Annotated in this window: 18 protein-coding genes; 9 read left to right on the forward strand and 9 right to left on the reverse strand. The window is 72.6% G+C overall.

All coding sequences use genetic code 11. From position 1 onward, the window contains the following. Positions 1 to 11: 11 nt before the first annotated feature. From ACZ4YY_RS00150 to tyrS, 3 genes are read left to right on the forward strand one after another with little or no spacing between them, the layout of a single operon-like run. Positions 12 to 1,535 (forward strand): TldD/PmbA family protein, encoded by a 1,524-nt coding sequence (locus ACZ4YY_RS00150; RefSeq protein ID WP_468281759.1) that lies wholly within the window; start codon positions 12 to 14, stop codon positions 1,533 to 1,535. Beyond that, positions 1,532 to 2,926, forward strand: coding sequence for a metallopeptidase TldD-related protein (locus ACZ4YY_RS00155; protein ID WP_468281761.1), 1,395 nt, complete (start codon positions 1,532 to 1,534; stop codon positions 2,924 to 2,926). Before ACZ4YY_RS00150 ends, ACZ4YY_RS00155 begins: the two co-directional genes overlap by 4 nt. A gap of 56 nt (positions 2,927 to 2,982) precedes the next feature. Next, positions 2,983 to 4,251 carry a tyrosine--tRNA ligase gene (tyrS, locus tag ACZ4YY_RS00160; RefSeq protein ID WP_468281763.1) on the forward strand — a complete coding sequence of 423 codons (1,269 nt, stop codon included), beginning with the start codon at positions 2,983 to 2,985 and terminating at the stop codon, positions 4,249 to 4,251. 304 nt (positions 4,252 to 4,555) lie between these two features. Here the strand turns inward: tyrS and ACZ4YY_RS00165 are convergent, their stop codons facing one another. Further along, the gene (locus ACZ4YY_RS00165; protein ID WP_468281765.1) at positions 4,556 to 4,834 is read right to left on the reverse strand and encodes a GlsB/YeaQ/YmgE family stress response membrane protein; all 279 of its coding nucleotides are present in this window, start codon (positions 4,832 to 4,834) and stop codon (positions 4,556 to 4,558) included. 201 nt (positions 4,835 to 5,035) lie between these two features. On the opposite strand from ACZ4YY_RS00165, the gene ACZ4YY_RS00170 reads away from it, so the two are divergent. Then, entirely contained in the window at positions 5,036 to 5,452 is a 417-nt protein-coding gene (locus tag ACZ4YY_RS00170) for a DUF3099 domain-containing protein (protein ID WP_468281767.1), read from the forward strand. Between the two features lie 191 nt (positions 5,453 to 5,643). Then, complete coding sequence (locus ACZ4YY_RS00175) at positions 5,644 to 5,862, forward strand: hypothetical protein (RefSeq protein ID WP_468281769.1); 219 nt, start codon at positions 5,644 to 5,646, stop codon at positions 5,860 to 5,862. Between the two features lie 76 nt (positions 5,863 to 5,938). Here ACZ4YY_RS00175 and moaA read toward each other — a convergent pair whose 3' ends face one another. The 3 genes from moaA to ACZ4YY_RS00190 form a co-directional block, all read right to left on the reverse strand. After that, entirely contained in the window at positions 5,939 to 6,928 is a 990-nt protein-coding gene (gene moaA, locus ACZ4YY_RS00180; protein ID WP_468281771.1) for a GTP 3',8-cyclase MoaA, read from the reverse strand. A gap of 148 nt (positions 6,929 to 7,076) precedes the next feature. Continuing rightward, positions 7,077 to 8,702 carry a solute symporter family protein gene (locus tag ACZ4YY_RS00185; protein WP_468281773.1) on the reverse strand — a complete coding sequence of 542 codons (1,626 nt, stop codon included), beginning with the start codon at positions 8,700 to 8,702 and terminating at the stop codon, positions 7,077 to 7,079. Continuing rightward, entirely contained in the window at positions 8,699 to 9,055 is a 357-nt protein-coding gene (locus tag ACZ4YY_RS00190) for a DUF485 domain-containing protein (RefSeq protein WP_468281775.1), read from the reverse strand. The genes ACZ4YY_RS00185 and ACZ4YY_RS00190 overlap by 4 nt, the downstream gene beginning before the upstream one ends. A gap of 252 nt (positions 9,056 to 9,307) precedes the next feature. Between ACZ4YY_RS00190 and ACZ4YY_RS00195 the strand changes: the two genes are divergently transcribed. Together ACZ4YY_RS00195 and ACZ4YY_RS00200 are read left to right on the forward strand one after the other, a co-directional pair. Further along, positions 9,308 to 10,837, forward strand: a complete 1,530-nt coding sequence (locus tag ACZ4YY_RS00195; protein WP_468281777.1) for a S8 family peptidase — start codon at positions 9,308 to 9,310, stop codon at positions 10,835 to 10,837. A gap of 91 nt (positions 10,838 to 10,928) precedes the next feature. After that, on the forward strand, positions 10,929 to 12,464 hold the full coding sequence (locus ACZ4YY_RS00200) for a CoA transferase (protein WP_468281779.1): 1,536 nt from the start codon (positions 10,929 to 10,931) through the stop codon (positions 12,462 to 12,464). Between the two features lie 156 nt (positions 12,465 to 12,620). Here the strand turns inward: ACZ4YY_RS00200 and ACZ4YY_RS00205 are convergent, their stop codons facing one another. Together ACZ4YY_RS00205 and ACZ4YY_RS00210 are read right to left on the reverse strand one after the other, a co-directional pair. Beyond that, the gene (locus ACZ4YY_RS00205; protein ID WP_468283170.1) at positions 12,621 to 13,235 is read right to left on the reverse strand and encodes a lysoplasmalogenase; all 615 of its coding nucleotides are present in this window, start codon (positions 13,233 to 13,235) and stop codon (positions 12,621 to 12,623) included. Positions 13,236 to 13,447: 212 nt separating this feature from the next. After that, positions 13,448 to 14,329, reverse strand: a complete 882-nt coding sequence (locus tag ACZ4YY_RS00210; RefSeq protein ID WP_468281781.1) for a sterol desaturase family protein — start codon at positions 14,327 to 14,329, stop codon at positions 13,448 to 13,450. Positions 14,330 to 14,480: 151 nt separating this feature from the next. Here ACZ4YY_RS00210 and ACZ4YY_RS00215 point away from each other — a divergent pair, with 151 nt between their 5' ends. Further along, positions 14,481 to 17,549: an NACHT domain-containing protein gene (locus tag ACZ4YY_RS00215; protein WP_468281783.1), complete on the forward strand. Its 3,069-nt coding sequence runs from the start codon at positions 14,481 to 14,483 to the stop codon at positions 17,547 to 17,549. Between the two features lie 23 nt (positions 17,550 to 17,572). Here ACZ4YY_RS00215 and ACZ4YY_RS00220 read toward each other — a convergent pair whose 3' ends face one another. Genes ACZ4YY_RS00220 through ACZ4YY_RS00230 form a run of 3 tightly spaced genes read right to left on the reverse strand, consistent with a single transcriptional unit; the run spans position 17,573 to position 23,786 of the window. Further along, entirely contained in the window at positions 17,573 to 18,214 is a 642-nt protein-coding gene (locus tag ACZ4YY_RS00220; RefSeq protein WP_468281785.1) for a hypothetical protein, read from the reverse strand. After that, complete coding sequence (locus ACZ4YY_RS00225; RefSeq protein ID WP_468281787.1) at positions 18,211 to 18,552, reverse strand: hypothetical protein; 342 nt, start codon at positions 18,550 to 18,552, stop codon at positions 18,211 to 18,213. The genes ACZ4YY_RS00220 and ACZ4YY_RS00225 overlap by 4 nt, the downstream gene beginning before the upstream one ends. Positions 18,553 to 18,560: 8 nt before the next feature. Further along, entirely contained in the window at positions 18,561 to 23,786 is a 5,226-nt protein-coding gene (locus tag ACZ4YY_RS00230; RefSeq protein ID WP_468281789.1) for an HD domain-containing protein, read from the reverse strand. A gap of 292 nt (positions 23,787 to 24,078) precedes the next feature. Here ACZ4YY_RS00230 and ACZ4YY_RS00235 point away from each other — a divergent pair, with 292 nt between their 5' ends. After that, on the forward strand, positions 24,079 to 26,691 hold the full coding sequence (locus ACZ4YY_RS00235) for an MXAN_6230/SCO0854 family RING domain-containing protein (protein WP_468281791.1): 2,613 nt from the start codon (positions 24,079 to 24,081) through the stop codon (positions 26,689 to 26,691). The last annotated feature ends 111 nt before the right edge of the window (positions 26,692 to 26,802 follow it).

The raw sequence follows: 26,802 nt of genomic DNA on the forward strand, positions 1-26,802 counted from the left end.
GAGAGCCTCCTGTGGCCCACGGCATCGATCCAACCTTTCTCGCGCTGCCCCTACGCGCCCTGGCGGACGCCGCGCTCGCACGCGCGCGTGCGCTGGGGGCGGAGCACGCGGACTTCCGGTTCGAGCGGGTGCGCGGTGCGTCCTGGCGGCTGCGGGACGCCAAGCCCGCCGGGTCCTCGGACACGACCGACCTCGGGTACGCGGTGCGGGTCGTGCACGGCGGGACGTGGGGGTTCGCGTCGGGTGTGGACCTGACGATGGACGCGGCGGCCAAGGTCGCCTCGCAGGCGGTGGCCATGGCGAAGCTGTCGGCCCAGGTCATCAGGGCGGCCGGGTCGGACGAGCGCGTGGAGCTCGCCGACGAGCCGGTGCACGCCGAGAAGACGTGGGTGTCGTCGTACGAGATCGACCCGTTCACCGTGCCGGACGAGGAGAAGGCGGCGCTGCTCGCGGAGTGGAGCACACGGCTGCTGGCGGGCCGCGGCGTCAACCACGTCGACGCCTCGCTGCTCACCGTCCACGAGAACAAGTTCTATGCCGACACGGCGGGCACGGTGACCACGCAGCAGCGGGTGCGGCTGCACCCGTCGCTGACGGCGGTGTCGGTGGACGAGTCGAGCGGTGAGTTCGAGTCGATGCGCACGATCGCGCCGCCGGTCGGCCGCGGCTGGGAGTACCTCACGGGCACCGGCTGGGACTGGGACGAGGAGCTGGAGCGCATCCCGGAGCTGCTCGCGGAGAAGATGCGGGCGCCGAGCGTCGAGCCGGGGCCGTACGACCTGGTCGTGGACCCGTCGAACCTGTGGCTGACCATCCACGAGTCGATCGGGCACGCCACCGAGCTGGACCGGGCCCTGGGCTACGAGGCCGCCTACGCCGGCACCTCCTTCGCCACCTTCGACCAGATCGGCAAGCTCCGGTACGGCTCGGAGCTGATGAACGTCACCGGGGACCGCACCGCGGAGCACGGCCTGGCGACCATCGGCTACGACGACGAGGGGGTCCGGGCGCAGTCCTGGGACCTGGTGAAGGACGGCACGCTGGTCGGGTACCAGCTGGACCGCAGGATCGCCCGGCTGACCGGGTTCGAGCGTTCCAACGGGTGCGCGTACGCCGACTCGCCCGGCCATGTGCCGGTGCAGCGCATGGCGAACGTCTCGCTGCGTCCGGACCCCGCCGGCATGTCCACGGAGGACCTCATCGGGGGCGTCGACCGGGGCATCTACGTCGTCGGGGACCGTTCCTGGTCGATCGACATGCAGAGGTACAACTTCCAGTTCACGGGGCAGCGCTTCTTCCGGATCGAGAACGGGCGGATCACCGGACAGCTGCGGGACGTGGCCTACCAGGCGACGACGACCGACTTCTGGGGTTCGATGGCGGCGGTCGGCGGTCCGCAGACGTACGTCCTCGGAGGTGCCTTCAACTGCGGCAAGGCCCAGCCGGGGCAGGTCGCGGCCGTCTCGCACGGTTGCCCGTCCGCCCTGTTCAAGGGCGTCAACATCCTCAACACCACGCAGGAGGCCGGCCGATGAGCGCCCCTACGAACAAGCCGCACGAGGTCGTGGAGCGCGCCCTCGCGCTGTCGCGGGCCGACGGCTGCGTCGTGATCGCCGACGAGCAGTCGACGGCCAACCTGCGCTGGGCGGGCAACGCGCTGACCACCAACGGCGTCACGCGCTCGCGCACGCTCACCGTGATCGCGACGGTGGACGGCAAGGAGGGCACGGCCTCCGGCGTCGTCTCGCGGACCGCGGTGACCGAGGACGAGCTGGAGCCGCTGGTGCGGGCCGCCGAGGCGGCCGCGCGCGGGGCCGGTCCGGCGGAGGACGCCCAGCCGTTGGTCACGGGCGTGACGGAGTCGCCCGACTTCGCGGACGCGCCCCTCGAGACCTCGTCCGCCGTGTTCGGGGACTTCGCGCCCGCGCTGGGCGAGGCGTTCGCACGCGCGCGTGCCGGCGGGCGGGAGCTGTACGGCTTCGCCAACCACGAGCTGGTCTCGACCTATCTGGGCACGTCGACGGGGCTGCGGCTGCGGCACGACCAGCCGAACGGGACCCTGGAGCTGAACGCCAAGTCGCCGGACCGTACGCGCTCGGCGTGGGCGGGCCGGTCGACGCGGGACTTCAAGGACGTCGACCCGGGGGCGCTCGACGCCGAGCTGGCCGTGCGCCTCGGCTGGGCCGAGCGGCGGATCGCGCTGCCCGCCGGGCGGTACGAGACGCTGCTGCCGCCGACGGCCGTCGCGGACCTGATGATCTACCAGCTGTGGTCGGCGTCCGGCCGGGACGCCGCCGAGGGCCGGACGGTGTTCTCCCGGCCGGGCGGCGGCACCCGGGTCGGCGAGAAGCTGACCGAGCTGCCGCTGTCCCTGCGCAGCGACCCGCACCATCCGGGATTGGAGTCGGCGCCGTTCGTGGTGGCGCACTCCTCCGGCGGCGACCAATCGGTGTTCGACAACGGGCTGCCGATCCGGGCGACCGACTGGATCGGCGAGGGCGAGCTGAAGCACCTCACGACGAGCCGGCACAGCGCGGGCCTGACCGGCCTGCCGGTGGCCCCGGGCGCCGACAACCTGATCCTGGACGGCGGCGACGACCGTTCGCTGGAGGAGATGGTGGCGGGCACCGCACGCGGGCTGCTGCTGACCTGCCTGTGGTACATCCGCGAGGTCGACCCGGCGACGCTGCTGCTGACCGGTCTGACCCGGGACGGCGTCTACCTGGTGGAGAACGGCGAGGTCGTCGGCGAGGTCAACAACTTCCGGTTCAACGAGTCGCCGGTCGGCGTGCTGGGCCGGGCGACCGGGGCCGGGCGTACCGAGAAGACGCTGCCCCGGGAATGGAGCGACTATTTCACCAGGGCGGCCATGCCCGCGCTGCGGGTGCCGGAATTCAACATGAGCTCTGTCAGCCAGGGCGTATAACCTCGTAGCCGGCAGCCGCTCGGCTGCCCGAGGATCATCGAGGAGACACGAGAACCGTGACGGACATCGTCGACGACCTGAAGTGGCGGGGGCTGTTCGCCCTGTCCACCGACGAGGACGCTTTGCGCAAGGCGCTCGCGGACGGTCCCGTCACGTTCTATTGCGGCTTCGACCCGACCGCCCCGTCCCTGCACGTCGGGCACCTGGTGCAGGTGCTCACCGTGCGCCGGCTCCAGCAGGCCGGTCACCGGCCGCTGGCGCTGGTGGGCGGGGCGACGGGATTGATCGGCGACCCGCGCCCGACCGCCGAGCGCACGCTCAACGACCCGGAGACGGTCGCCGGGTGGGTCGACAAGCTGCGCGGCCAGATCGAGCCGTTCCTATCCTTCGAGGGCCAGAACGCCGCGGTGATGGTCAACAACCTCGACTGGACCGCCGGCCTGTCCGCGATCGAGTTCCTGCGGGACATCGGCAAGCACTTCCGCGTCAACAAGATGCTGACGAAGGACTCCGTGGCCCGCCGTCTGGAGTCCGACCAGGGCATCAGCTACACCGAGTTCAGCTACCAGATCCTCCAGGGCATGGACTTCCTCCAGCTCCACCGGCGCTACGGCTGCACGCTCCAGCAGGGCGGCAGCGACCAGTGGGGCAACCTCACGGCGGGTCTGGACCTGATCCACCGGCTGGAGCCGGACGCCACCGTGCACGCGCTGGCGACGCCGCTGATGACGAAGGCGGACGGCACCAAGTTCGGCAAGACCGAGGGCGGCGCCGTCTGGCTCGACCCGGAGCTGACGACGCCGTACGCGTTCTACCAGTTCTGGCTGAACGTGGACGACCGGGACATCTCCCGCTACATGCGGATCCTGTCCTTCCGCACCCGTGCGGAGCTGGAGGAGCTGGAGCGGCAGACCGAGGAGCGCCCGCAGGCCCGGGCCGCCCAGCGGGCGCTGGCCGAGGAGCTGACGACGCTGGTGCACGGCGCCGACCAGACGGCCGCCGTCATCGCCGCGTCCAAGGCCCTCTTCGGCCAGGGCGAGCTCGCGGACCTCGACGACCGGACGCTGGCGGCGGCCCTGTCGGAGGTCCCGCACGTCCGGGTCACCGAGCTCGGGCCGGTCGTGGACCTGTTCGCCGAGGTCGGCCTGGTGGCCAGCAAGTCCGCCGCGCGGCGCACGGTGAAGGAGGGCGGCGCCTACGTGAACAACGTGAAGGTCGCCGCGGAGGACGCCGTCCCGGCCGCGGAGGACCTGCTGCACGGGCGGTGGCTGGTGCTGCGGCGTGGCAAGAAGAACCTGGCGGCCGTCGAGGTCGCCCAGGGCTGAGTCACCCCGTTCCGGAGTGCGCCGTGGGGGTGCGGGCGGGTCGCCGGGGGGAACCGCTGCGGGCTGCGGCTCCGCCCCGACCGGCTTCCTCGCGGCCGGCCGTCGTCACGGCCGGCCGCGGGCGTGGTCGGTCGCGGGCGTGGTCGGTCGCGGGCTCGAATCGTGGCCGGTCACTGTCGTCGTGAACGGCCACGGTCGTCTTGACCGGTCCTGATCGGTCGCGGTCGTCCTGATCGGTCGCGGTCGTGAAGTCGGTCGGGGCCGTGCAGTCGGTCGCGCCCGCGCCCCCTGTGGTCGTCCCGGGTCAGATGCGCCGCTTCCTCTTGCCCAGCGTCGCCATGTAGAGCATGTCGCCGAAGGCCACGATGACGATCGCGGCGATCAACTGGAAGACGTGACGGCTCCAGTCGATGCCGGGGGTCTCGTCGACGCCGAAGCCGCGCGCGACCGCGTTGCCGACGACCGCGCCCAGAATGCCGAAGATGGTGGTCAGCCACAGCGGGCTGTGCTGCTTGCCCGGGATGATCGCCTTGGCGATCAGTCCCAGCACGAACCCCACGATGATCGCCCACAACCAGCCCATGACTTCCTCCTGTGTACGGCTCGACGCGAGCATTGCTCCCAGTCTCGATCCGCTCGCCCTACGCCGCATGCCGGGCGGATCCGTACGCGGTACCGCGCAGGGCGTCCGGCGGGCGGGAGGCGACCCGGGCTCGAAGGCGGCGCAGGCGCGGCGTACCGTGGATGACGGGGTGAGTTCGATGCGGGCGGATGGTGGAACGTGATGCGGAAGCAGGGTGACGGCGGCAACGTCCAGGTGTTCCGGATCACCGGGGCACGGCAGGGTCTCCAGGAGGACGTGCGCGGTCGGCAGCGGCGCTATGTGATCTCGATGTCGATCCGGACACTGTCGGTGATCCTCGCCGCGGTGCTGTGGAACGTGGAGCGCCATGTCGCCGTGGTGGCGCTGGTCCTCGGGGCGGTGCTGCCGTACATCGCGGTGGTGGTCGCCAACGCCGGCCGGGAGAACGCGCCGGGGCTGCCGTCGACCTTCGTGACGGTGCCGTCCAAGCCGATGATCGCGCCGCCGCGGGCGGACGAGGAAGAGGCCCGGGAGCCCTCCGCGGAACCGCAAGAGGAGCCCGTCGCGGAATCCGTCCCAGGAGACGCGCAGGACGGTCCGGCGCAGCGGGGGCCCTGAGTCAGCCGTGCGCCAAGCTCAGGAAAAGCTCAGATCAATCATGTTGTTCCGGTGCCGTGGGGCCGGTGACCCGTGACATACTTCGTACGCGCTCCGCATCCCCCGTCGGAGCGACGGACCGACGCCGGGCAGCTCCCCCCGTGGCTGCTCGGCGTCGCCTTGTTCTGCCGTCTTCCCTGTGAGGCGCACCCGTGAGTGAAGAGACCCCGACCTGCTCCGCCAAGGGCTGCCGCGTCGCCGCCGTGTGGGTCCTCGCCTGGAACAACCCGAAGCTGCACACCCCGGAGCGCCGCAAGACGTGGCTGGCGTGCGACGAGCACCGGGAGCATCTGTCGCAGTTCCTCGGTGTGCGGGGCTTCCTCAAGGACGTCGTGAAGTTCGCGGACTGGGAAGCTCCTAAAGGCGCATAAGGGGTCCTTGCACCGCACAACGGGTCCTTGCACCATGAGCGCCTGATCAGGCCTGCCGCTAGGAGGGAAACACCCCCTAGCCCCCGATCGCTGACATCGGGCGGTCCGGCTGGACGAACGACGGGTCGTCCAGGCCCGCGCCCGCCTTCTTGCCCCACATCGCCAGACGCCAGATGCGGGCTATCTCCTCGTCGGGGGCGCCGGAGCGCAGGGCGGCGCGCAGGTCGGTCTCCTCGCGGGCGAACAGGCAGGTGCGGACCTGGCCGTCGGCCGTGAGGCGGGTGCGGTCGCAGGCCGCGCAGAACGGGCGGGTGACGGAGGCGATGACGCCGACGCGGTGCGGGCCGCCGTCGACCAGCCAGCGCTCGGCGGGGGCGGAGCCGCGGGCCTCGTCGCCCTCGGGGGTGAGGTCGAAGCGGGTGCGCAGGGAGGCCAGGATGTCCCCGGCGGTGACCATGCCGTCGCGCTTCCAGCCGTGCTGGGCGTCCAGCGGCATCTGCTCGATGAAGCGCAGCTCGTAGGCGTTCTCGACGGCCCAGGCCAGCAGGTCGGGGGCCTCGTCGTCGTTCAGCCCCGGCATCAGGACCGCGTTGACCTTCACCGGGGTCAGGTCCGCCTCGCGGGCGGCCTCGAGGCCTTCGAGGACGTCCTTGTGACGGTCCCGGCGGGTCATGGTCTTGAAGACGTCCGGGCGGAGCGTGTCCAGCGAGACGTTGACCCGGTCCAGGCCTGCCGCCTTCAGGGCCGTCGCGGTGCGCCTGAGGCCGATGCCGTTGGTCGTCAGGGACATCTGGGGGCGGGGGGCGAGGGCCGCCACCCGCTCGACGATGCCGACCAGGCCGGGGCGCAGCAGGGGCTCACCGCCGGTGAAGCGGACCTCCTCGATTCCCAGCGAGGTGACCGCGATGCCGATCAGCCGGACGATCTCGTCGTCCGTGAGGAGGTCGGGCTTGGCCAGCCACTGCAGGCCCTCCTCGGGCATGCAGTAGGTGCAGCGCAGGTTGCACCGGTCGGTCAGCGAGACGCGCAGGTCGGTGGCCACTCGGCCGTAGGTGTCGATGAGCACGGGGGCCCCCTCCCTCGATCCACGGATCGGTCAGTGTTCCGACACCTGCGAGCCTACGCGACGGCACCGACAACGACAGGTGCCCGATCCCACAAGACGCGGCGCGGGGCCGCCGTAGGGATCTACGACGGCCCCGGGTGCGGGACGGTCAGTGGGCGCCGGTGCCCGTGAGGGAGCGCACCTCCAGTTCCGCGTACTTGCCGGTGTCGGGCCCCTCCTTGGACAGGACGGTGCCGAGCCAGCCCATGAGGAAGCCGAACGGGATGGAGATGATGCCGGGGTTCTTCAGCGGGAACCAGGCGAAGTCGGCGTCGGGGAACATCGCCTTGGGGTCGCCGGAGACCACGGGCGAGAAGAGCACCAGGCCGACGGCGACGATCAGGCCGCCGTAGATCGACCACAGGGCGCCCTGGGTGGTGAACCGCTTCCAGAACAGGCTGTAGAGGATCGTCGGCAGGTTCGCGGAGGCGGCGACGGCGAAGGCGAGGGCGACCAGGCCGGCCACGTTGAGGTCGCGGGCAAGGGCGCCCAGGCCGATGGAGACGATGCCGATGAAGACGGTCGCCCAGCGGGCCGCGCGGACCTCCTCCTTGCCGGTGGCCTGGCCCTTGCGGATGACGTTGGCGTAGATGTCGTGGGCGAAGGACGACGAGGAGGCGAGGGTGAGGCCGGCGACCACGGCGAGGATCGTCGCGAAGGCCACCGCGGAGATCGTCGCGAGCAGGATCGCGCCCCAGGCGGAGTCGACGCCGCCGAGGTGGAGGGCGAGCAGCGGCGCGGCCGTGTTGCCGGACGGGTTGGAGGCGATGATCTCGTCCTGGGAGATCAGGGCGGCGGCGCCGAAGCCGAGCGCGATGGTCATCAGGTAGAAGCCGCCGATGATGCCGATCGCCCAGTTCACGGACTTACGGGCGGCCTTGGCGTTGGGCACGGTGTAGAAGCGGATCAGGATGTGCGGCAGGCCGGCGGTGCCGAGGACGAGGGCGATGCCCAGGGAGATGAAGTCGAGCTTGGAGGTGCCGGTGGCGCCGTACTGGAGGCCGGGTTCCAGGAAGGCAGTGCCCTTGCCGCTGTTCGCGGCTGCCGTGCCGAGCAGGTCGGAGATGTTGAAGTCGAACTTCAGCAGCACCAGGAAGGTGATCAGCAGGGTGCCGCCGATGAGCAGCACGGCCTTGACCATCTGGACCCAGGTGGTGCCCTTCATGCCGCCGATGGAGACGTACACGACCATCAGGAGGCCGACGAGGGCGACGATGAGGATCTTGCCGGCGTCGGAGGTGATGCCCAGCAACAGGGAGACCAGGACGCCCGCGCCGGCCATCTGGGCCAGCAGGTAGAAGATCGACACGACGATCGTGGAGGTGCCGGCGGCGGTGCGGACGGGGCGCTGACGCATGCGGTAGGCGAGGACGTCGCCCATGGTGTACCGGCCGGAGTTGCGCAGCGGTTCGGCGACCAGCAGCAGGGCGACCAGCCAGGCGACGAGGAAGCCGATGGAGTACAGGAAGCCGTCGTAGCCGAAGAGGGCGATGGCGCCGGCGATGCCGAGGAACGACGCGGCCGACATGTAGTCGCCGGAGACGGCGAGGCCGTTCTGGAAGGCGCTGAACTGGCGGCCGCCGGCGTAGAAGTCGGCGGCGTCCTTGGTCTGGCGGCCCGCCCAGACGGTGATGACGAGGGTCGCGACGACGAACAGCGCGAAGAGGGTGATGATCAGCGGGCGGTGTTCGCTGGCCTCGTTGGCGGCGAGGAGCGTCTGCTGTGCGGGGCTCATGCGGCACCCTCCATGCGGGACTTGATGGCCTCGGCCTTGGGGTCGAGCTTGGCGGCGGCGTGCCGCGAGTACCACCAGGCGATGAGGAACGTGGTGACGAACTGGGCGATGCCGAGGACGAGGGCGACGTTGATGTTGCCGAACAGCTTGGTGCCCATGAAGTCGCCCGCGTAGTTCGACAGCAGGACGTACAGCAGGTACCAGGCGATGAAGGCGACGGTCAGCGGGAAGGCGAAGGAGCGGTACGAGCGGCGCAGTTCACCGAACTCCGCGCTCTCCTGCACCGCGACGAACTCCGCGGTGGAGGGGAGTTGGGCTGGGTTCTTCGAGGGGGGCGGTGTCTCGGTGGCCACGGAGTCTCCTCGTTGCGGATGCGGTCGGACGGCGAACGGAGGCGAGTGTCCTCGCGTTCCCTGCCCAAGGTCACGGCGCCACGCGTGGACGGGTTCAACACGATGGGTGGCTTTGTGGAAGTCATCCGGGGAAGGTCATTGCTGGTCGGTGAGTCGGGGAGATAGCTTCGGGCGAGCACCACCCGTCATGTACCTGCCCAGGCGCGAACCGCGTTCCGGGCGGGTCCCGTTTCCGGATGATGTGGAGACCCCATGGCTCATCTGCCTTCCAGACGTCGCCTCGCCCTCGCGGTGCCCGTCGTACTGTCGCTGACCGCCTCCCTCGGCTTCCTGCCGACGGCCGCCTCGGCCGCCCCGGTCACGGCTCCCGCCGCCCAGGCGGCCGACGCCGGCACCCTGGCGTACGTCGTCAACACGAAGGTGGACCGCCGCACGATCGCGTCGGTGAAGCAGGCGGTCGCGGCGGCCGGCGGTACCGTCACGGCGGCCTACGACAAGATCGGCGTACTCGTCGTGCACTCGGCGAACCCCGACTTCGGCCCGCAGATACGCGCCGTGCGCGGGGTCCAGTCGGCGGGTGCGACGCGCACGGCGCCGCTGAGCCTCGCGGGCACCACCGACGAGGGTGCGGCCCAGCTGCTGTCGAAGGCGGAGGCCGCGCGGACCGCGAGCGCCTCGGCCGCCGCGGGCGAGAGCGAGCCGCTCGAGGCCGACCAGTGGGACCTGCGCGCCATCGGCGCCGACAAGGCCGCCGAGATCAACCCGGGCAGCAAGAAGGTGACGGTCGCCGTGATCGACACCGGCGTCGACGACACCCACCCGGACCTCGCCCCGAACTTCTCCGCGTCCCAGTCGGCCAACTGCGTCGGCGGTGTCGCGGACACCTCCGCGGGCGCCTGGCGTCCGTACACCGCCGAGGACTACCACGGCACGCACGTCGCCGGTGAGATCGCTGCCGCCCGCAACGGCATCGGCGTGGCGGGCGTGGCGCCCGGGGTGAAGGTCTCCAGCATCAAGGTGAGCGACCCCAAGGACGGCCTCTTCTACCCGGAGAACGTCGTCTGCGCCTTCGTCTTCGCCGCCGACCACGGCGTCGAGATCACGAACAACAGCTACTACGTCGACCCGTGGCTGTACAACTGCATGGACGACGCCGACCAGAAGGCCATCGTCGACGCGGTCAACAGGGCGCAGCTGTACGCCCAGAAGAAGGGCACGCTCAACGTCGCGTCGGCGGGCAACTCCAACCACGACCTGGACTCCGACGCCATCGTCGACACCTCGAGCCCCGACGACTCCACGCCGGTGACCCGGACGATCGACCCGCACGAGTGCTTCGACGTGCCGACCCAGCTGCCGGGGGTCGTCACGGTGAGCGCAACGGGCGTCAAGGGCGCCAAGTCGTACTACTCCACGTACGGTCTGGGCGTCGTGGACGTCGCGGCGCCGGGCGGCGACCGGTACCAGATCCCGGAGACCCCGTCGGCCAACGGGCGCATCCTGTCGACGATGCCGAACAACGCGTACGGCTTCCTCCAGGGCACCTCGATGGCGTCCCCGCACGTGGCGGGTGTGGCCGCGCTGCTGAAGTCGAAGTACCCGTTCGCCTCGCCCGCGGCGCTCCAGGCCCTGCTCAAGGCGCAGGCCGACAACCCGGGCTGCCCGGCCGAGCCGTACGACGGCAACGGTGACGGCGTCGTGGACGCGACCTGCGCGGGCGGCAAGCGGGTCAACGGGTTCTACGGGTTCGGCGTGGTGAACGCGCTGCGTGCGGTGAAGTAGCCGGCGCGCGGATCTGGTGCACGGGGCCGGGCGGGCCGACCGCCCGGCCCTTCGCACGGGGTCGATTCGACCGGTACTGCATAGTGCAGTCATGACTGATGTCTCGTGGGCCTGGTCGGATCTGGGCGGCGATCCGGCGCTCCTCGCGCGCGTGTCGACCGTGGTGCGCGAGGGCGCCCTCGCGGCGCGGCTGCCCGTCCGGGAGCTGGCACGGGCGTGCGTCGGCGCATGCGCGCTGGCCGCCGCCGAGCTGGGGGCGCGGCGGGCCGGGCTCGCGCGGGTGCCCCGGGTGCGCGTGGACGACGGGGCGGTGGCCACCGCGTTCGTCAGTGAACGGCATCTGCTGGTCGACGGGCGGGCGCCGGTCGCCTTCGCACCGCTGTCGCGGTTCTGGCGGACGGCCGACGGGTGGGTGCGCACGCACGCCAACTACCCGCACCACCGTGAGCGGTTGCTGCGGGCGCTGGACCTGCCCGACGACCGTCCCGAACCGGTCGCGGCCGCCCTCGCGGAGCGGTCCGCCCTGAAGGTGGAGGACGCGGTGTACGCGGCGGGCGGTCTGGCCGTCGCGCTGCGCACGCCCGAGGAATGGGCCGCGCACCCGCAGGCGGCGGCGATCGCGCGGCGGCCGCTCGTGGAGAGCGAGCGGTTGGACACCGCACGCGCGCGTGCGCTTCCGTCCCTCACCGGCACCCCCCTGCTGCCGGCCGCCGGGCTGCGCGTCCTGGACCTGACCCGGGTCATCGCCGGCCCGGTCGCCACCCGCACCCTGGCCCTGCTGGGCGCGGACGTCCTGCGCGTCGACACACCCCGGCTGCCCGAACTGTCCGACCAGCACGTCGACACGGGCTTCGGGAAGCGGTCGGCGACGCTGGACCTCGCCGTCGACCGGGGGGCGTTCGAGGAGTTGCTCGCTGCGGCGGACGTCGTCGTCACCGGCTACCGGCCGGGCGCCCTTGACCGGCTCGGGCTCTCCCCCGACGAGCTGGTCGCACGCCGGCCCGGGCTGCTGGTGGCGCAGTTGTCGGCGTGGGGGGCGTACGGGCCGTGGGGCGCGCGGCGCGGATTCGACAGCCTGGTGCAGGTCGCGACGGGCATCGCGGCGACCGAGGGCACCGCCGGACAACCCGGCGCCCTGCCGGCCCAGGCCCTCGACCACGGCACGGGGTACCTGCTCGCCGCGGCGATCCTGCGCGCCCTGACCGAGCAGTCCTCGGAGGGGTGCGGCAGGGTCGTACGGGTGGCGCTGGCGCGGACGGCCATGTGGTTGCTGGAGGGGACGGGTGCGGGACCGGGCGGGCCGGGTGCGGGACCGAGTGGAGCGGGTGAGGGAGCGCCTGGGGCGAGGGTGGCCGGAGCGAGTGGGACGGGGCCGGGAGCGACCGGGGCGGGGCCCGGCACGACCGGTGCGAGCCCTGGCACGACCGGTGCGGGCGGAGGAGTGACCGGAACGAGCACCGAGGCCGGCGCCGAGTACGACGGTCCGGGGGCGTGGCTCGGTGAGACCGACAGCGGGCTCGGGCGGCTGCGGTACGCGCTCCCGCCGGTGTCGTTCGCGAACGGGCCTGCCGACTGGGCACGCCCGCCCGGCCCCTGGGGGGCGGACCCGGCTCGCTGGGAGGCGTGAGGCGGAGAACCCGAGCCGGGGCTGCTGAGACCCGCTCGGGGGACGGGCACGGCACCCCCTGAGCCATGGCGGGCAACGGTGACGACGCCCGGCGGGGACGGACCCGGCTCGCCCGCCGGCGGGAACCGAGGACCGAGCCGGGCTGCTGAGACCCGCTCAGGGGACGGGCGACGGCACCCGTGAGCCGTTCGCGGCCGACGGTGGCGGGCGGCCGGCGAGGGTGCCCCGGGTCAGCAGGAACTGCGCGGCGGCGTAAGTGAGCATGATCCAGAAGTCGGGGCGGGGCGGCTGCGGCCAGTGGGCGATGCCGGTGGCGATGAGGGTGTCGGAGAGCAGGAACAGCGCGCCGCCGAGCCCGGCGACGAGGCCGGCCCGGGTCGCGGCGGTGTACGCCATGGCCGTGAGGAGGGCGCTGTAGCAGGCGACCGGGACACGCAGTTCCGTCGGCAGGTCCGGCCACAGCAGGGCGACGGTCGTGATCAGGGCGGCGGCGTAGCAGGGGAAGAGGACGGCGCCCCGGGCGCGGACCGAGCCGTGACGGCGGAAGAGGGCGAGGTAGCAGACGTGCCCGGCGGCGAAGGAGGCCATGCCGGCGAGGAAGGCGGGCTCGGCGTCGAAGAGGAGCAGGACGTCGCCGCCCCAGCCGCACAGGAGGGCGGCGACCAGGGGGCGAGGAGCGCCGCGCAGGGCCGCCCAGGCGGCCAGCAGCGGCATCAGCAGGGGTTTGGCCGCCCCGTGCCCGACGGCCGCATCGGCCACGAGGGCGCTCAGGTCGACGACGGTGGCGACGGCGAAGGTGGCGAGGAGAACGCGGTCACGGGTGAGGACACGGTGGACGCCGTCACGGGAGGCGGCAGCACGGACGTCGTCACGGGTCGCCCCGGGGTCGACGCTCGAGCGGGTGGCGGTGGGGGCGACGCGGGGGCGGGTCACGGCACGGCGGACGCGGTCGCGGGTCGCGGTGAGGAGGGCGCGGGCGGGGGTCACGCGGGCGAGGACTCCTCCACCTGGGCGGCCACGGCGGCCTCGGCGGGCGGCGCCGGCCGCCAGCCGGGTCCCCGGAACACGCGGCCCGCTCGCTCACCCCAACTCGACGCCGCTCTGAGGTCCCTGGCGATGGCCACGTACTCGTGGGTGGCCACCCTGATCGGGTTGAACGTGTTGATGTTCTTGGTCAACCCGTAGACGGGCCGCTCGGCCTCCGGCGCGAACGACGCGAACAGCCGGTCCCACACGATGAGGATGCCGCCGAAGTTGCGGTCCAGGTAGCCGCCCTGGGAGGCGTGGTGGACGCGGTGGTGGGAGGGCGTGTTGAACACGAACTCGAACCAGCGGGGCATCTTGTCGATGCGCTCGGTGTGGATCCAGAACTGGTAGACGAGGTTCGCCGAGGAGCAGAAGGCGAGCGCGGCCGGGTGCACGCCCGCGGCGACGAGCGGGACGTAGAACGGCCAGACGGTCAGGGACGTCCACGGCTGGCGCAGCGCGGTGGTCAGGTTGAACTTCTCGCTGGAGTGGTGGACGACGTGACAGGCCCACAGGATCCGGACCACGTGGTGGCCGCGGTGCGAGAAGTAGTAGAAGAAGTCCTGGGCGAACAGCATCAGCGGGATCGTCCACCACAGGACGGGAACCCTGAGCGGGGTCAGTTCGTAGACCGTGGTGTAGATCGCGACGATGGGGATCTTCCACAGGAGGTCGAAGGCGAGGCTCCCGAGCCCCATGCCGATGCTCGTCGCCGCGTCCTTGGCGTCGTAGCCGGCCGCGTCCTCGTCTGGATGGAGGCGGACGCTGATCATCTCGACCACGGCGAGGAGGACGAAGGCGGGTATCGACCACAGCACGACATCGGGCAGGTTCGGCATGCTGGCACCGTAGAACCGCTGGTGGGCCGGGGCTAGACGTTGTTACCCACAAGTATTACCGACGGTACGCGCTTGCTTCTTGGCGATCCCCGCCAACGGGCGCGGGAGCGGTGCCTAGGATGCGGTCGGCGGGAAGCGGGGAGGTCGGGGGATGCAGGGGATCGACGTCGTGGTGGTGCGGCTGGCGTCGACGGTGGTGTCGGCGGTCGCGAGGTCGATGCTCAGGCCGAGCCCGGGCGCGGGCCTGGTGACGAAGCCGGTCCGGCCGCTGCCGAAGCCGGCGGGACCCGAGAAGCTGGCGCGGGTGCTCGGCGCGCGGCTGGCCGACGGGTACGCGGCGCTGCCGGAGCACGAGAGGCTGGCGGCGGTCGCGGCCGTGCAGGACACCTTCGCGGCGGCGGGTGAGCTGACGGCGGAGTCGCTGTTCGCCGCCGACCTCGACCCGGCACGGCTGGCGGACGACCTGCGGCGCCCCGTCCCCGACCTGGCGGAGCGCGCCCAGGACCTGTACGCGGAGCTGCTGGGGCTGTGCTGCGGGCACGTCGTCGAACAGCTCACCGCGCACCCGTCGTTCGCGGCGCGGGCGGCGGTGGAGCAGACGCGGCGGACCGGGGCCCTGCTGCGGGACCGGGAGGAGGCCGTGCCGTCCGCGCAGCTCGCGTTCGAGCGGCGGTACGCCGACTTCGTCGCCGGGACGCACGCGCGGCTGGAGCTGTTCGGGGTCACGCTGGGCGGTCGGCGTCGGGCCGAGTGGCCGTTGGACACGGCGTATCTGAGCCTGGCCGTGAGCGCCGAGTGGTGGCGTCCGTCCCGCCGCGACGGAGCGCCGGAGAAGGCGGTCAAGGTGGAGCAGGCCCTCGCGGACGGCCGGCGGCTGATGCTGCGGGGTCCGGCCGGGTCGGGCAAGTCGACGCTGGTTCAGTGGCTGGCACTGAACGCGGCCCGGCAGAGCTTCGGTCCCGAACTCGCGGACTGGAACCGCTGCGTGCCGTTCGTGCTGCGACTGCGTGCCTTCCGTACCCCTGACGGTCTGCCCCTGCCGGAGGACTTCCTGTCCGCCGCGGGCGTCCCGCTCGCGGCGCCGCACGGCTGGGTGGAGGAACTCCTGGGCAACGGACGGGCGTTGGTGCTGGTGGACGGCGTGGACGAGGTGCCGCCGAGGCTGCGCGACCGTACGGAGAAGTGGCTGAGGTCGCTGCTCACGGCCTTCCCGCAGGCCCGCTACGTCGTCACGACCCGCCCGTCGGCGGTGCCGGAGGACTGGCTGGCACCCCAGGGCTTCACGGCGCACACGCTGCTGCCCATGGAACGCGAGGACGTCCGGACGTTCGTCCGGCACTGGCACGACGCGGCCCGCGTGGAGTGCGCGCCGGACGGCGAGCGCGAGCTGCTCGACCGCTACGAGGCGAGCCTCGTCGAGGCGGTGGCCACCCGCCGCGACCTGGGCCGGCTGGCGACGAACCCCCTGATGTGCGCGCTGCTGTGCGCCCTGAACCGCGACCGGCGCATGCATCTGCCGCGTGCTCGCAAGGAGTTGTACGACGCCGCCCTCGACATGCTCCTGGTCCGCAGGGACACCGAGCGGGAGATCTCCTCCGTCGAGGGCGTCGTCCTCTCCCGCGAGGAGCAGACGGCCCTGCTCCAGCGGCTGGCCTACTGGATGATCCGCAACGGCCAGGTGGAGGCCGCCCGCGACGAGGTCGTCGCCCTGCTGGACGAGTGGCTGGACGCCATGCCGCAGGTGCGCGAGCAGGGTGACGCGGAGCAGGTCTTCGCCCACCTGCTCATCCGCAGCGGTCTGCTGCGCGAGCCGGTGCCCGGTTACGTGGACTTCGTCCACCGCACCTTCCAGGACCACCTGGGCGCGAGGGCCGCCGTCGAGGCCCGGGACTTCGGCGTGCTGGTGCGCAACGCCCACGACGACCAGTGGGACGACGTCGTGCGGATGGCGGTGGGACACGCGCGCGTGGAGGAACGCGCACGGCTGCTGCGGCAGTTGCTGCGCCGGGCGGACAAGGCGCAGCGGCACCGGCACCGGCTGGTGCTGCTGGCGGCGGCGAGCCTGGAGCACGCGCCGGAGCTGGACCCGGCGGTGCGCCGGGAGGTGCAGGCACGTGCCGAGGAGCTGATGCCGCCGCGCTCGCCGGAGGAGGCGGCGGAGCTCGCGAAGGTGGGCGAGCTGGTGCTGGAACTGCTGCCGGGACCGGAGGGGTTGGACGAGAAGACCGCCGAAGCGGTGGTCCGGACGGCTGTGCTGGTCGGCGGTCCGGCGGCGCTGGCGGTCGTCGCGCGGTTCCGGGGCGACGACCGGCATCCCGTCTGCTACCAGATGTCCGTCGGCTGGCGCTTCTTCGACGCCGAGGAGTACGCCCTCGCCGTCCTGGCGGACGCGCACCTGCCGGACAGCTACCTCCACGTGGTGACACCGGCGCAGCTCACCGCACTGGAACACCTCCCGCACATCGAGCGGTTCCACTTCCGGGGCGCCTTCGGCGTGCCCGAGGTGATCGTGCGGAACGCGCGCGCGACGTGGCTGTTCCTCAACGACGACGAGACGCTGACCGACCTCACCCCCCTGGCCCGGCTCCCCCGGCTGGAACGGCTCGGCATCGACTCCTGCCGCAACCTGCGCGACCTCTCCCCCCTGACGGGCCTGCCGATCCGCACCCTCTACCTCTACGGCCTCTCGCCGGAGCTGTCCCTGGCGCCGCTCGCCGGCCTCAGCCGCCTCACCCACGTCTCGATGGACTTCGTCCCCGCGGGCATGCGGTCCGTGGCCGACCTCCCGGAGGTCGACCTGACCGGCTTCGGACTCTTCCCGGGGACGGAGGACATCCTGCTCGACGGGCTCTCCCGTCTGTCGCGCCTCGACTGGCTGAGCGTCTGCGGCACGGCGCAGATCGAGCAGTTGGCCCGCCTGGAGGACGTACCGGACATCAGCACGGTCCAGGTCCTGTACGGCACCCTGGCCCCCGAGTCCCTCACCCGCCACCGCCGGCTGGCCGAGATCGCCCTCGCCGAATGCGAGCTCACCTCGGGTCTGGACGCGTGGAAGGACCTGCCGGACCTGCACACCGTCGTCCTGCGGGGCTGCCAGGGACCGATCGACCTGACGCCTCTGGCCGACCGTGAGAACCTCACCGTCCGCTTCACTGCCGGCACACGGCTGCTCGGCGCGGAACGCCTCCCGCCGGAGCGTCTGATCCCGCTTCCCGTCTGACGCTGCCGCGCGCGGCGGGCCCGTCAGCAGCCGTTCGCCGGAGTGAGGGCCCGGATCTCGCCGACGGGGACACGGACCCATTCCGTCCTCTTGTCCCCCTTGCCCTTGGCCGGCTCGGCCTTGGCGGGCCTGATCGTCACCGTCCGGGCGTCCCCCACGACCAGCTCCCCGCAGAGGACGGCACGGTCCGTGGTCACCACGACGTACGGCCCGCTCTTCCCCGCCGCCGCCTCCTCCACCGGCACCAGCCAGGACACGCCGATGGCGGCGACGATCGCACACAGCCCCGCGACGGCCAGCCGCCGCGCACCGACCAGCGCGCGCTGGGTGCGCTCGACCTCGTCGACGACCGCCTCCATCAGCCGGTCACCGGTCAGCCAGGTCCCTTCACCCAGCTGCCCGTGCGCGGCCCGCACGGCGCGCAGGGCGCTCATGAGCAGCAGCACGAACGCCAGGACCAGCAGCAGCGCCGTGGTCCAGCGCCACACGTGCGGCATCCCGGCGACGCTCTCGCGCCCCTTGAGCACGAACACCACACCGACGAGCCCCGTCAGCCCGGTCAGACCGGTGCGCCACCCCTCGGCCTGCCGGCGGACGGTGCCCAGCTGGTCGTACTGGAGCTGCTGGCCGAGCTGGGCGTACCGCTTCTTGAGCAGATCGGTCACGGGGCGGCACCCTGCTCGGGCGGCACCGGCACGTCCCAGAAGGCACCGCAGCCGGTGTCGGGGGACTCGGGGGGACGGTCGGCGTGCGGGTAGCCGCACTGGCAGTACACGGTGACGGCGCCGGTGAGCGGCTCGGGGCGCCTGCGTCTGCCCCACTTGGCCGGGCCGAGGACGCCGTGGGCCACGCGGAAGACCACGTCGGATCTGCAGGTCGGGCAGGGGCCCGTGACCGTGTACCAGCGGCCGTCGCCGGAGCGGACGACGCTGAAGGCGCCGGGGCCGGCGGTCGGCGCCGTCACCTCGTGCTCGCGGAAGTCGGTCTGTTCGTGTCCGGGCATGCTGCTCCTCAGGCGGCGTCGTCCGTCTCCGGGAGGGGGACGGGGGCCGGGTCGGCCGGGTGGTCGGACGGCAGGTCGAGGGCGAACAGGGACGCGTAGAGCGCCAGCCGCTCATGGACCCAGGCGGTCGGTTGCTCCACCTCACGTGCGGCGACGGCGATGTGGTGTGCCGTCACCCGGCCGGCCAGGGCCGGGGCCGTGCCCGTGAAGTGCTCCGTCAGCAGGATGAGATCGCGCCAGGTCGGCACCGCGTCCAGTGCGGGCCGGGCCACGCCCATGGCGAGCCCGAAGGGGCGGTACACCGCGAGGCGGTCCCAGGCGTGGTCGAGCCGCCAGCCGAAACGGGCGGCGACACGGAGCAGGTCGAGCGGACCGACGTGCAGGTCGCCGACGAGGTCGCCGTGGAAGAAGGCGCGGTCGTGAGCCGTGGGCCGGTGGGTGCGCCAGGCGTCGTCGCCGTCCGGCGTCGAGGGCTCGGCCCACAGGGCTCCGAGCGAGGAGTAGCGGCACAGGAGGTCGAGGCTCTGGCCGAGAGTGCGGCCGCCGGCGCACGCGTGGGCGGCCAGGGCCGCCGGGGTGGGGGCGGCCCACTGCACGCCGTCCCCGTCGTCCCTCACCAGGCCGTACTGGGGAACCGTGCAGCACGCGGTGAGGTCCTTCACCGTCGGCACCGCGTCGGCGACGTCCGCGTCGAGCGGCTCCTCCAGCGCGGTGGTGTCGACCCCGAGCAGGGAGGCGAGGGCCAGGAGACGGGAGCGGGTCTCCCCCACCGACATCTCGTGGACCGCCGCCACCCAGAAGACGTAGACGATGTCCGGCTTCCCCCGGACCGCGGCCCGGGCGAGTTCACGCGCCGTGGTCGTCGCACTGGACGACATCAGGAAGCGGTTCAGGGGGAGCAGGGCCCAGTCGCCGCGGGAAACGGCGCGCCAGCGCTCGACCAGGAGCGGCGCCCTGTCGTCGACCAGTCCCAGCGCCGACAGCTCTTCGAGGCGCTCGATCACCTCCGGGGTGCTTTCCGCGGCTCGGCACACGGTGACCGCGGTGAGGAACAGCGGCGCCGGCGCGTCGGGGGACTCGGCGTCCAGCCGCACGTCCCAGTTCTCCGCCGCCGCGCCCAGCAGATCGCAGTCGAGCCGGGTGAACGTCCGCCCGGCCAGCGCGCCCGTGTCCGGCACCCGGATGTCGTGGTCCGCGAAGTGCTGGACGTACCGCTTCACCACGTCGTCGACCGATTCGTTCGACATGCCCGAGGCTCGGGCGAGCTGGTGGAGCGACAGGTCGAAGCCCCGCTGGTACGGAGAGAACCCGAAGGCGTGCTCGAAGCGCTCCTGTTCCTCCTGCTCCATTCCCGAAGCGAACGTGCCGGTCGCGGGCTGCTCCTCGGGGGACAGGCCGAGCCAGCGGTACCGCTCGACCACGTCCCGGTACTCGGTCTCGGAGGGCCGTGGCCGGAAGTGACGTGTCCCCGCCGCCGGAGCACACCGGGGGTGGCAGGACAGCACTTCGACGTCCCGTTGTGAGGCGGTCCGGTCCGCGGGCGGTTCCCCGGCCGTCGGCATGATCCTGACCGGGAGGCCGGCGGCCGCGAAGCGCTCCGCCCTGCGCACGGCCGCACGCAGTGGCTGTGCCGCGTTGACGCTGAACAGGGTGAGGAGGGCGGTGGTGCTCTCCAGCGGCCGGCGGGCCGTACGGGACAGCAGGCCCTCGTCGGCACGGCGCGACGCCAGGATCCGGCGGTCGACGTCGTCGAGCGTCATGCGGTACGCGGCGTCGAGATCGGCGAGGGGCGGCAGGGTGTACCCGGTGATGGCGTAGCGTCTCAGCCGCCGCAGCACCTCGCCCAGGGTCGACACGGTGTCCGGCGTCACGGACAGGGCCGCCGACTCCAGCATCTCCTTCTTGACGAACGGGCCGTAGGCGGTCGAGCGCATCCACACCTCCCAGGTGCGCGGCTCGGGATAGCCGGCCACCGAGTCCGGGAGGGGGAGTTCGTGCCGCGTCGTGGAGACCGGGATGCCCGCGGAGCGCAGCACGCCCAGCCGCCAGGACAACAAGGCGTCGGCACCCATGAAGTCGCTCTCCGTGGTGTCCCGGAAGCGGCCTTCCAGCGGGACGAGACCGGCGTCCGGTGGCACACAGCCGACGCGCCGCAGGTCGACGTCGGTGGTCCTGTTCCAGCCGAGCCTGCTGACGACACGGGTGCCGCGGGCGAGGAACCGCTCCATCAACCGTGCCCCGGCGGCCGGGTGGAGTGCGGCGAACGCCCACAGCCATTCGAGGGTGAGCCACTCGGGCGCGGTGGCGTCGCGGCACGCGTCCTCGATGCGTGCGTCGACCCAGGCCCGGTCGTAGGACAGGATCCGGTTCCGGTCCGTGCTGATCTCCGGTGAGTGCGTTCCTCCGAGGTCGATGACGCAGCCGAAGGGGTGCCCGTCCCGGGAGTGCCAGTCCTTGCCCCGCTCCTCCTCGTCCATGTACCTGTTCCTCAGCTGTCCCAGCCAGCGGGAGGCGCTGTCCTCCTTCCGCTTGAACATGTCCTCCGGGCTGACCAGCACCCCGTCCGCCAGCAGGCAGCCCTTCCCCTCCACCCACCACAGGTCGGTGCCCGCCTCGACGGCCCGGTCGGCGTCCCCGAAGTAGTGGAGTACGCGTTCCCGCCAGGTGCGGACGACCCGTTCGTCCTTCTCCACCCGCATCCCGAACCCGGCCCGCCACACGTGCTTGCCGAGTTCCTCCGCCACGTCCACGTCGGTGTCCTGGAGATACAGCCGGACCCGCGTCCCGCCCCCCGGCTGCGCCTCCTCGCTGCGGCGGATGCGGAACAGGCTGCCCGTCGAGGCGATGTCCACGCGCAGGCCGCCGTCGGCCGTCACCCGGCCGTACTCGTCGGTGGCGCGGGTCCAGATGCTGATCTCGTCGGCGAGCATGAAGTAGCTGAAGACGCCGATGCCGAACCGGCTGTTGGGGTGGATGCGCAGCTCCGGGTCGGCCCGGCGCCACTGCGCCTGTTCCCTGCGGTAGGCGCGGGACTGCTCGAACCGGCGGCCCGCGCGTGAGAACGTGCCGCGCAGGGTGGCGTGGCCCATGCCGACGCCGTTGTCCTCGCACTCCACGTAGGGCCGGCCGGTCTCCGCGTCCACGCCCTGCCGGAAGACGATCTCACCGGCCCAGGTGAACGGGATCCGCTGGGCCGCCTTGCCGTAGCGCAGCCGGGCCTGGCGGTACCGGCAGGCGTCGAGGGCGTTCTGGTAGAGCTCGCGCAGTGCGAGTGCCCGGTCGCCGTAGAGCCGGGTGCCCATGAGGAGTTCGCGCATCTCGTCCTCGGCGAGACCGAACCTCATCAGCGGCGTGCTGTAGGCGTCGCTTCTGCTCACGACGTCGTACTGGGGCTGGAGCCGGCGGCAGGTGACGCGGTCGGGCAGGTGGGCCAGGAGGTCGGCGGGGCCGGCGGGGCCGACGTGCTGCCGGATGTTCTGCACCGCGTCGTCGGTCCAGCCCGTCAGCGCCTCCAGGCCCGCGTGGACCGCCGGGTGCGGGCAGTCCAGGACCAGGTCGAGCGTCCTGCTGAGTCGGTCGCGAACCCAGTGCAGCTGGCGTACGCTCGCGACGGCCTGGGTGGGGTGCAGACCGTCGGTGATGCCGATGTTGTCGACCAGGACACCGGGCAGTTGCCGCAGGTCCGCGCCGAGCAGGCCGGCGACCCCGATCAGCCAGGACAGCTCGCGCGGGCGCCAGCGCTCCGGTGTGCCGTCGGAACGGACGATCCCGTCGAGGCGTCGGCGGCCGTCGGTCGGTTCATGCTCACCCTGGTAGGGCTGGGTGGGGGCGACTCCGATCTGTCGGCAGACCCGCACCAGTTCGTCGGTGAGCCGGCCGACCTGTCCGTCGGGCGCGCCGGGGCCGATGACCGCCTTGGCGAGCGGGGCAAGAAGCTGGGGCGCGTAGCGGTCCCACAGCTCCTCCTTACCGCCGACGTGCCGGTGCAGCAGCCAGGCGGCGACCGCGTCGGCGTCCTCGCCGCGATCGCGTCCGGCCAGTTCACGGCCCTTGCGCCACAGCAGGGAGTTGGCGGCGAACGTGTGCTCCAGATCGACGCGTTCGGGGTCGGCGCCCGCTGGCCCGGTGGCCGGGTCCAGCCGGAAGGGGTCGACGGCGGCGACTTCCTTCACCCCCATGGCGTACACGGCCTCGCGGACGAAGGGCGCGGCCGCGAGGGCGGAGAACTCACCGGCGTCGAGCAGGGGCCCGCCGCGGGTCTGCGACGGGGCGAGCAGGGTGCGCAGGCCGCACATCAGGACCCGTACGGGGTAGTGGTCGTCGGCCCACGGGTCGGGGACACCGCTCAGCGCGCCGGCGCACCAGGTCGCGCAGTCGGCGACCAACTGGACGAGGGCTTCCTCGAGTCGGGTCCGGCGCTCGTCGTCGCAGTGGACCGCCGCCCACAGCTCCGGGTTGCCCACGGCCGTCGTCCACTCCTCCCGGAGGGTGCGGCCGGCGCAGAGGTCCACTCCTTCGATCGCCCGCGGGCCGGCCGGCGCGTAGTGCACGGCGGGGGTCTGCCGTTCCCGCGCGGCCCGGGCCAGCTCGGTGGTCCGGCGGACGGTGTGGGCGATGACCTCGGCGACCGTGCGCGGGGCTGTGTCGGCGTGCAGCGCTTCGGCGAGGGCGCGGGTGAAGTGGCTGCCCCGCGTCTCGTCCGAGCCGCAGGTCTGGCCGGGGCCGCAGCCGAAGAGGACGGCGACCCTGTCCTGGCCGGCCGGGAAGTTGGTCGCCGGACCGCCGAAGGACGCGGTGCCGTCCTCGTCGCGGCAGGCGTCGACCGTGAGCAGCACGGTCGCGGCGCGGCAGCCGCGCAGCAGCTTGGCGAGATCGAGCCCGATCAGACTGTCGACGTCGACCTGCGGCGGTGTCGTCGCCCACGTCAACTGCGCGTCGGCCGGCACCAGATGGTCGGCTCCGCCCACCGACAGGCCGTGCCCGGTGAAGTGGATGAGGACCGTGGCGTCCTCGGGGGCGGTCGCGCACACGCGGCTGATGGCGCTGCGGATCCGGGGGCCCTGCGCCGGCTCCTCCGCGCTCGCCCCGATCAGCTCGACGCTGTAGCCCGAGGAGCGCAGCGACTCCGTCATCAGCTCCACGTCGTGACCGACGACGTCCGTCAGATCGCCGAAACGATCGGACAGTTCGCAGGACGGGACAGCGATGATCAAAGCCTGCCGGCTCTCCCCCATGCCTGACGCCTCCCCAGGTACCGTCACGGTGCGCAGGTCAGCATGGCACAGCAGGAAATCACGCAGCGTCGGACGCGAAAAACAGGTGGCGTTCCGTCAGGTGACCGTTCTACAGTCCTCACCACAGGGGCGGCTCCGCCGGTGTGCTTCCTTCTCTCCTTCCTACGCATCCTGTAGCGCACCCACTCTCCGCCTCTTCCCTTCCTTCACCAGACCTCTGGCCCCGATCGGTTCGGGGATTCCATCGAGGGTCGTGTCGTCTCCTTTTCCCTAGCCTTCCGGGGGATTCCGCTTGTCCGTACTGGCGTCCGTGCTGCTTCGTCGTCTCCGTACCGTCTACGTCGACCAGGCCGGGCCCCGGCCGGGGGATCCGTCGACCGACGAGGGGTTGTTCGCGCTCGAAGCGGAGTTGTTGGACCGGGGGTTCGCGCCGAGTGCGCCGTTGCGGGCGGCGCTGGCGTGGCTGGGTCCCGCGGGGCTGGCCGCCGCCGGGCGGGAGCTCGTCGCGCACATCGACGCCGAACTGGGCGCCGACCGCACGCACATGCCGCTGTTCCGCAGCTTCCCGGCGTCCGTGCCGGACGACACGTTCTCGATGTGGGTCGACCGGGTCTTCGCGCTGCTGTCGCAGTGGCCGAAGCAGCCGTGCGTGCTGTGCGGCACGGTGGGCGCCGTGCACCCGGTGGCGCCGTGCGCGCATCTGGTGTGCCGGGTGTGCTGGGACGGCGCGGACTACGCCGGCTGCCCGATCTGCCACCGCCGCGTCGACCCCGCCGACCCCTTCCTGACGCCGGCTCCGCCTCGCCACGCGCGCGAGGAGGAGGTGTCCGTGGGTCCGCTGAAGCTGCTGGCGCTCGGGCGGGACGCGCGGGCCGACGCCGTGACGGCGCTGCGGACGCTGCTGGCCCGTCGAACGCCGCTGCCGCCGAGGGACCGGCAGGACCTGGCGGTGCTGCTGGAGCACGCGCCGCTCGGCGCGGAGTGGTTCCCGCGGGAGATACCGGTCCGTGAGACGAAGGCGCTCGTGCTGGGGCGGATGCTGCGGGCGCGGGAACGGCGCGCGGACGCCCTGGAGTTGCTGGACGTCCACCTCACGACCGCCACCGATGTGCTGCGGCTGCTGTGCGTGTGGTCCGGCGGGGAGGCGGACCTGATCGAGCCGCCCCGGCTGCGGTCCCTGCCGCGCGGGCTGCGCCGCCGTCTGCTCCGTCTGCTGGACGGGCTGTCGACGCCGCTGCTCGTGGAGGACGTCCTGCGGCACCCGGTGCTGTGGAAGCGGGCCGCGGAGATCCTGCACCCGTTCGAGCAGCACGCCCGCCATCCGAGGGCGGCGCTGGCCTTCGCCGTGGTGCGGGGGACGGACACCGCCGGGACCGCGCTCGGTGCGGCGCTGCTGCGCACGGCCGCCGCCCACCCGGACGCCGTACGGGTCGACGGGGACCGTCTGCGGGCCGTGACCTGGAGTGCCCGCGTCGAACAGGCGCTGGCCGAACGGGACGCGCCGGCCGCGCTCGCGCTGCTGTCGCACCGCCCCGGTGAGCTGCTGCGGCGTCTGGACCATCTGCTGCGGCTGCGGAACCTGACCGAGCTGCCGGAGGGTTTCGCGGACGTGTTGCGGCGGGTGCTGCCGCAGGCGGGGCCGGCGCCGCTGCTGGCCTCGCTCGGCCGGATGCGGGTCCGTGATCTGCCGTCGGAGCGCAGGGTGTTCTTCCCGCGCGGCCAGGTCACCCAGGCGTACACCCTCGACGACACCCGTGCGCCGCTGTCGGCGGCGGTGACGGGTGCGGTGTGCGCGCTGCTGGAGGCGGAGGCGGTGCGCCGGCTGTCGGCGGCGCCGAAGGTCGAGCTGGCCGTGCTCGACTCCGCGCTCACCGGGCTCGCGGTGCCGGCCACCGAGCGCGCCGACACCAAGGCGCTGGTCTCCGTGCCGCGCGGCAGCACCCAGCCGCTGCCGAAGGGCGAGGTGATGCGGCTGTTCCTGCACTGGACGGAGCCCGCCAGGACACGCGTGGACCTCGACCTGTCGGTCGCGCTGTACGACGAGGACTGGGAGTTCGCCGGCCTGTGCGACTACACCCGTCTGGTGCACGACGAGCGGTCGGCCGTGCACTCGGGCGACCTGACCTCGGCGCCCGCGCCGGACGGCGCCACCGAGTACGTGGACCTGGACCTCGCCTCGCTCGGCCGGCTCGGTGTGCGTTACGCGCTGCCCGTCGTCTTCAGCTTCAACGACATCGCCTTCGAACGGCTGCTGGACGCCTTCGCGGGCTTCATGACCCTGCCCTCGTCGGCCGACGAGGCGCGCGACGCGTCGTACGACCCGCGGACCGTGCGCCAGCGCTACGACCTGGTCGGCGACTCCCGCATCCACGTCCCGCTCCTGGTCGACCTGCACCACCGCACGTTCCTGTGGATCGACCTGCACCTGTCGTCCGACGAGGGCTTCCACAGCCTGTACCGGCACGGCGCCGAACTGGGCCGGGCCGGCCGGGACCTGCACCGGTACTTCGCCCGCGGCCGGACGACGTTGTGGGACCTGGCGGTGTGGCACGCGGCCGCGCGCGCCGACGAGGTCGCGGTGGTCCGGCGGGCGCAGGAGCCGGGCGCCGCCGACGAGCTGTGGCACTACACACGGCGGGCGGGGGAGCCGGACACGGCGTTCGCGGCACGCGTGCGTGCGCTCGACGCGCCCCAGCGGCGGGAGTGTCCGGACGGCGACGGCGGCCGGGCGGACGAGGCGGCCGCCGAAGCCGGGGCCGGGAAGCACGTGTTGCTGGCGCTGGTGTACGGCGGGGTGGCGCCCGAGGGGGCGACGGGCGAGGTGTACCGGCTGCTGCCCGGCCCGGTCGACGGCTGCGGTCTCACCCCGCTTGCGGCCGGGGACCTGGTGGCGGCACTGGGCTGACGGTGCCGGGCCGCCACGACCTCCCCCGCACGCCCCGGCCCCGCGGCGGCCTGCCCTCCACGTCCTCGGGCCACGGCGGCCTTCCCGCCACGTCCCGGGCCCTGCGGGGGG

The sequence above is a fragment of the Streptomyces sp. NPDC030143 genome (assembly GCF_055573695.1).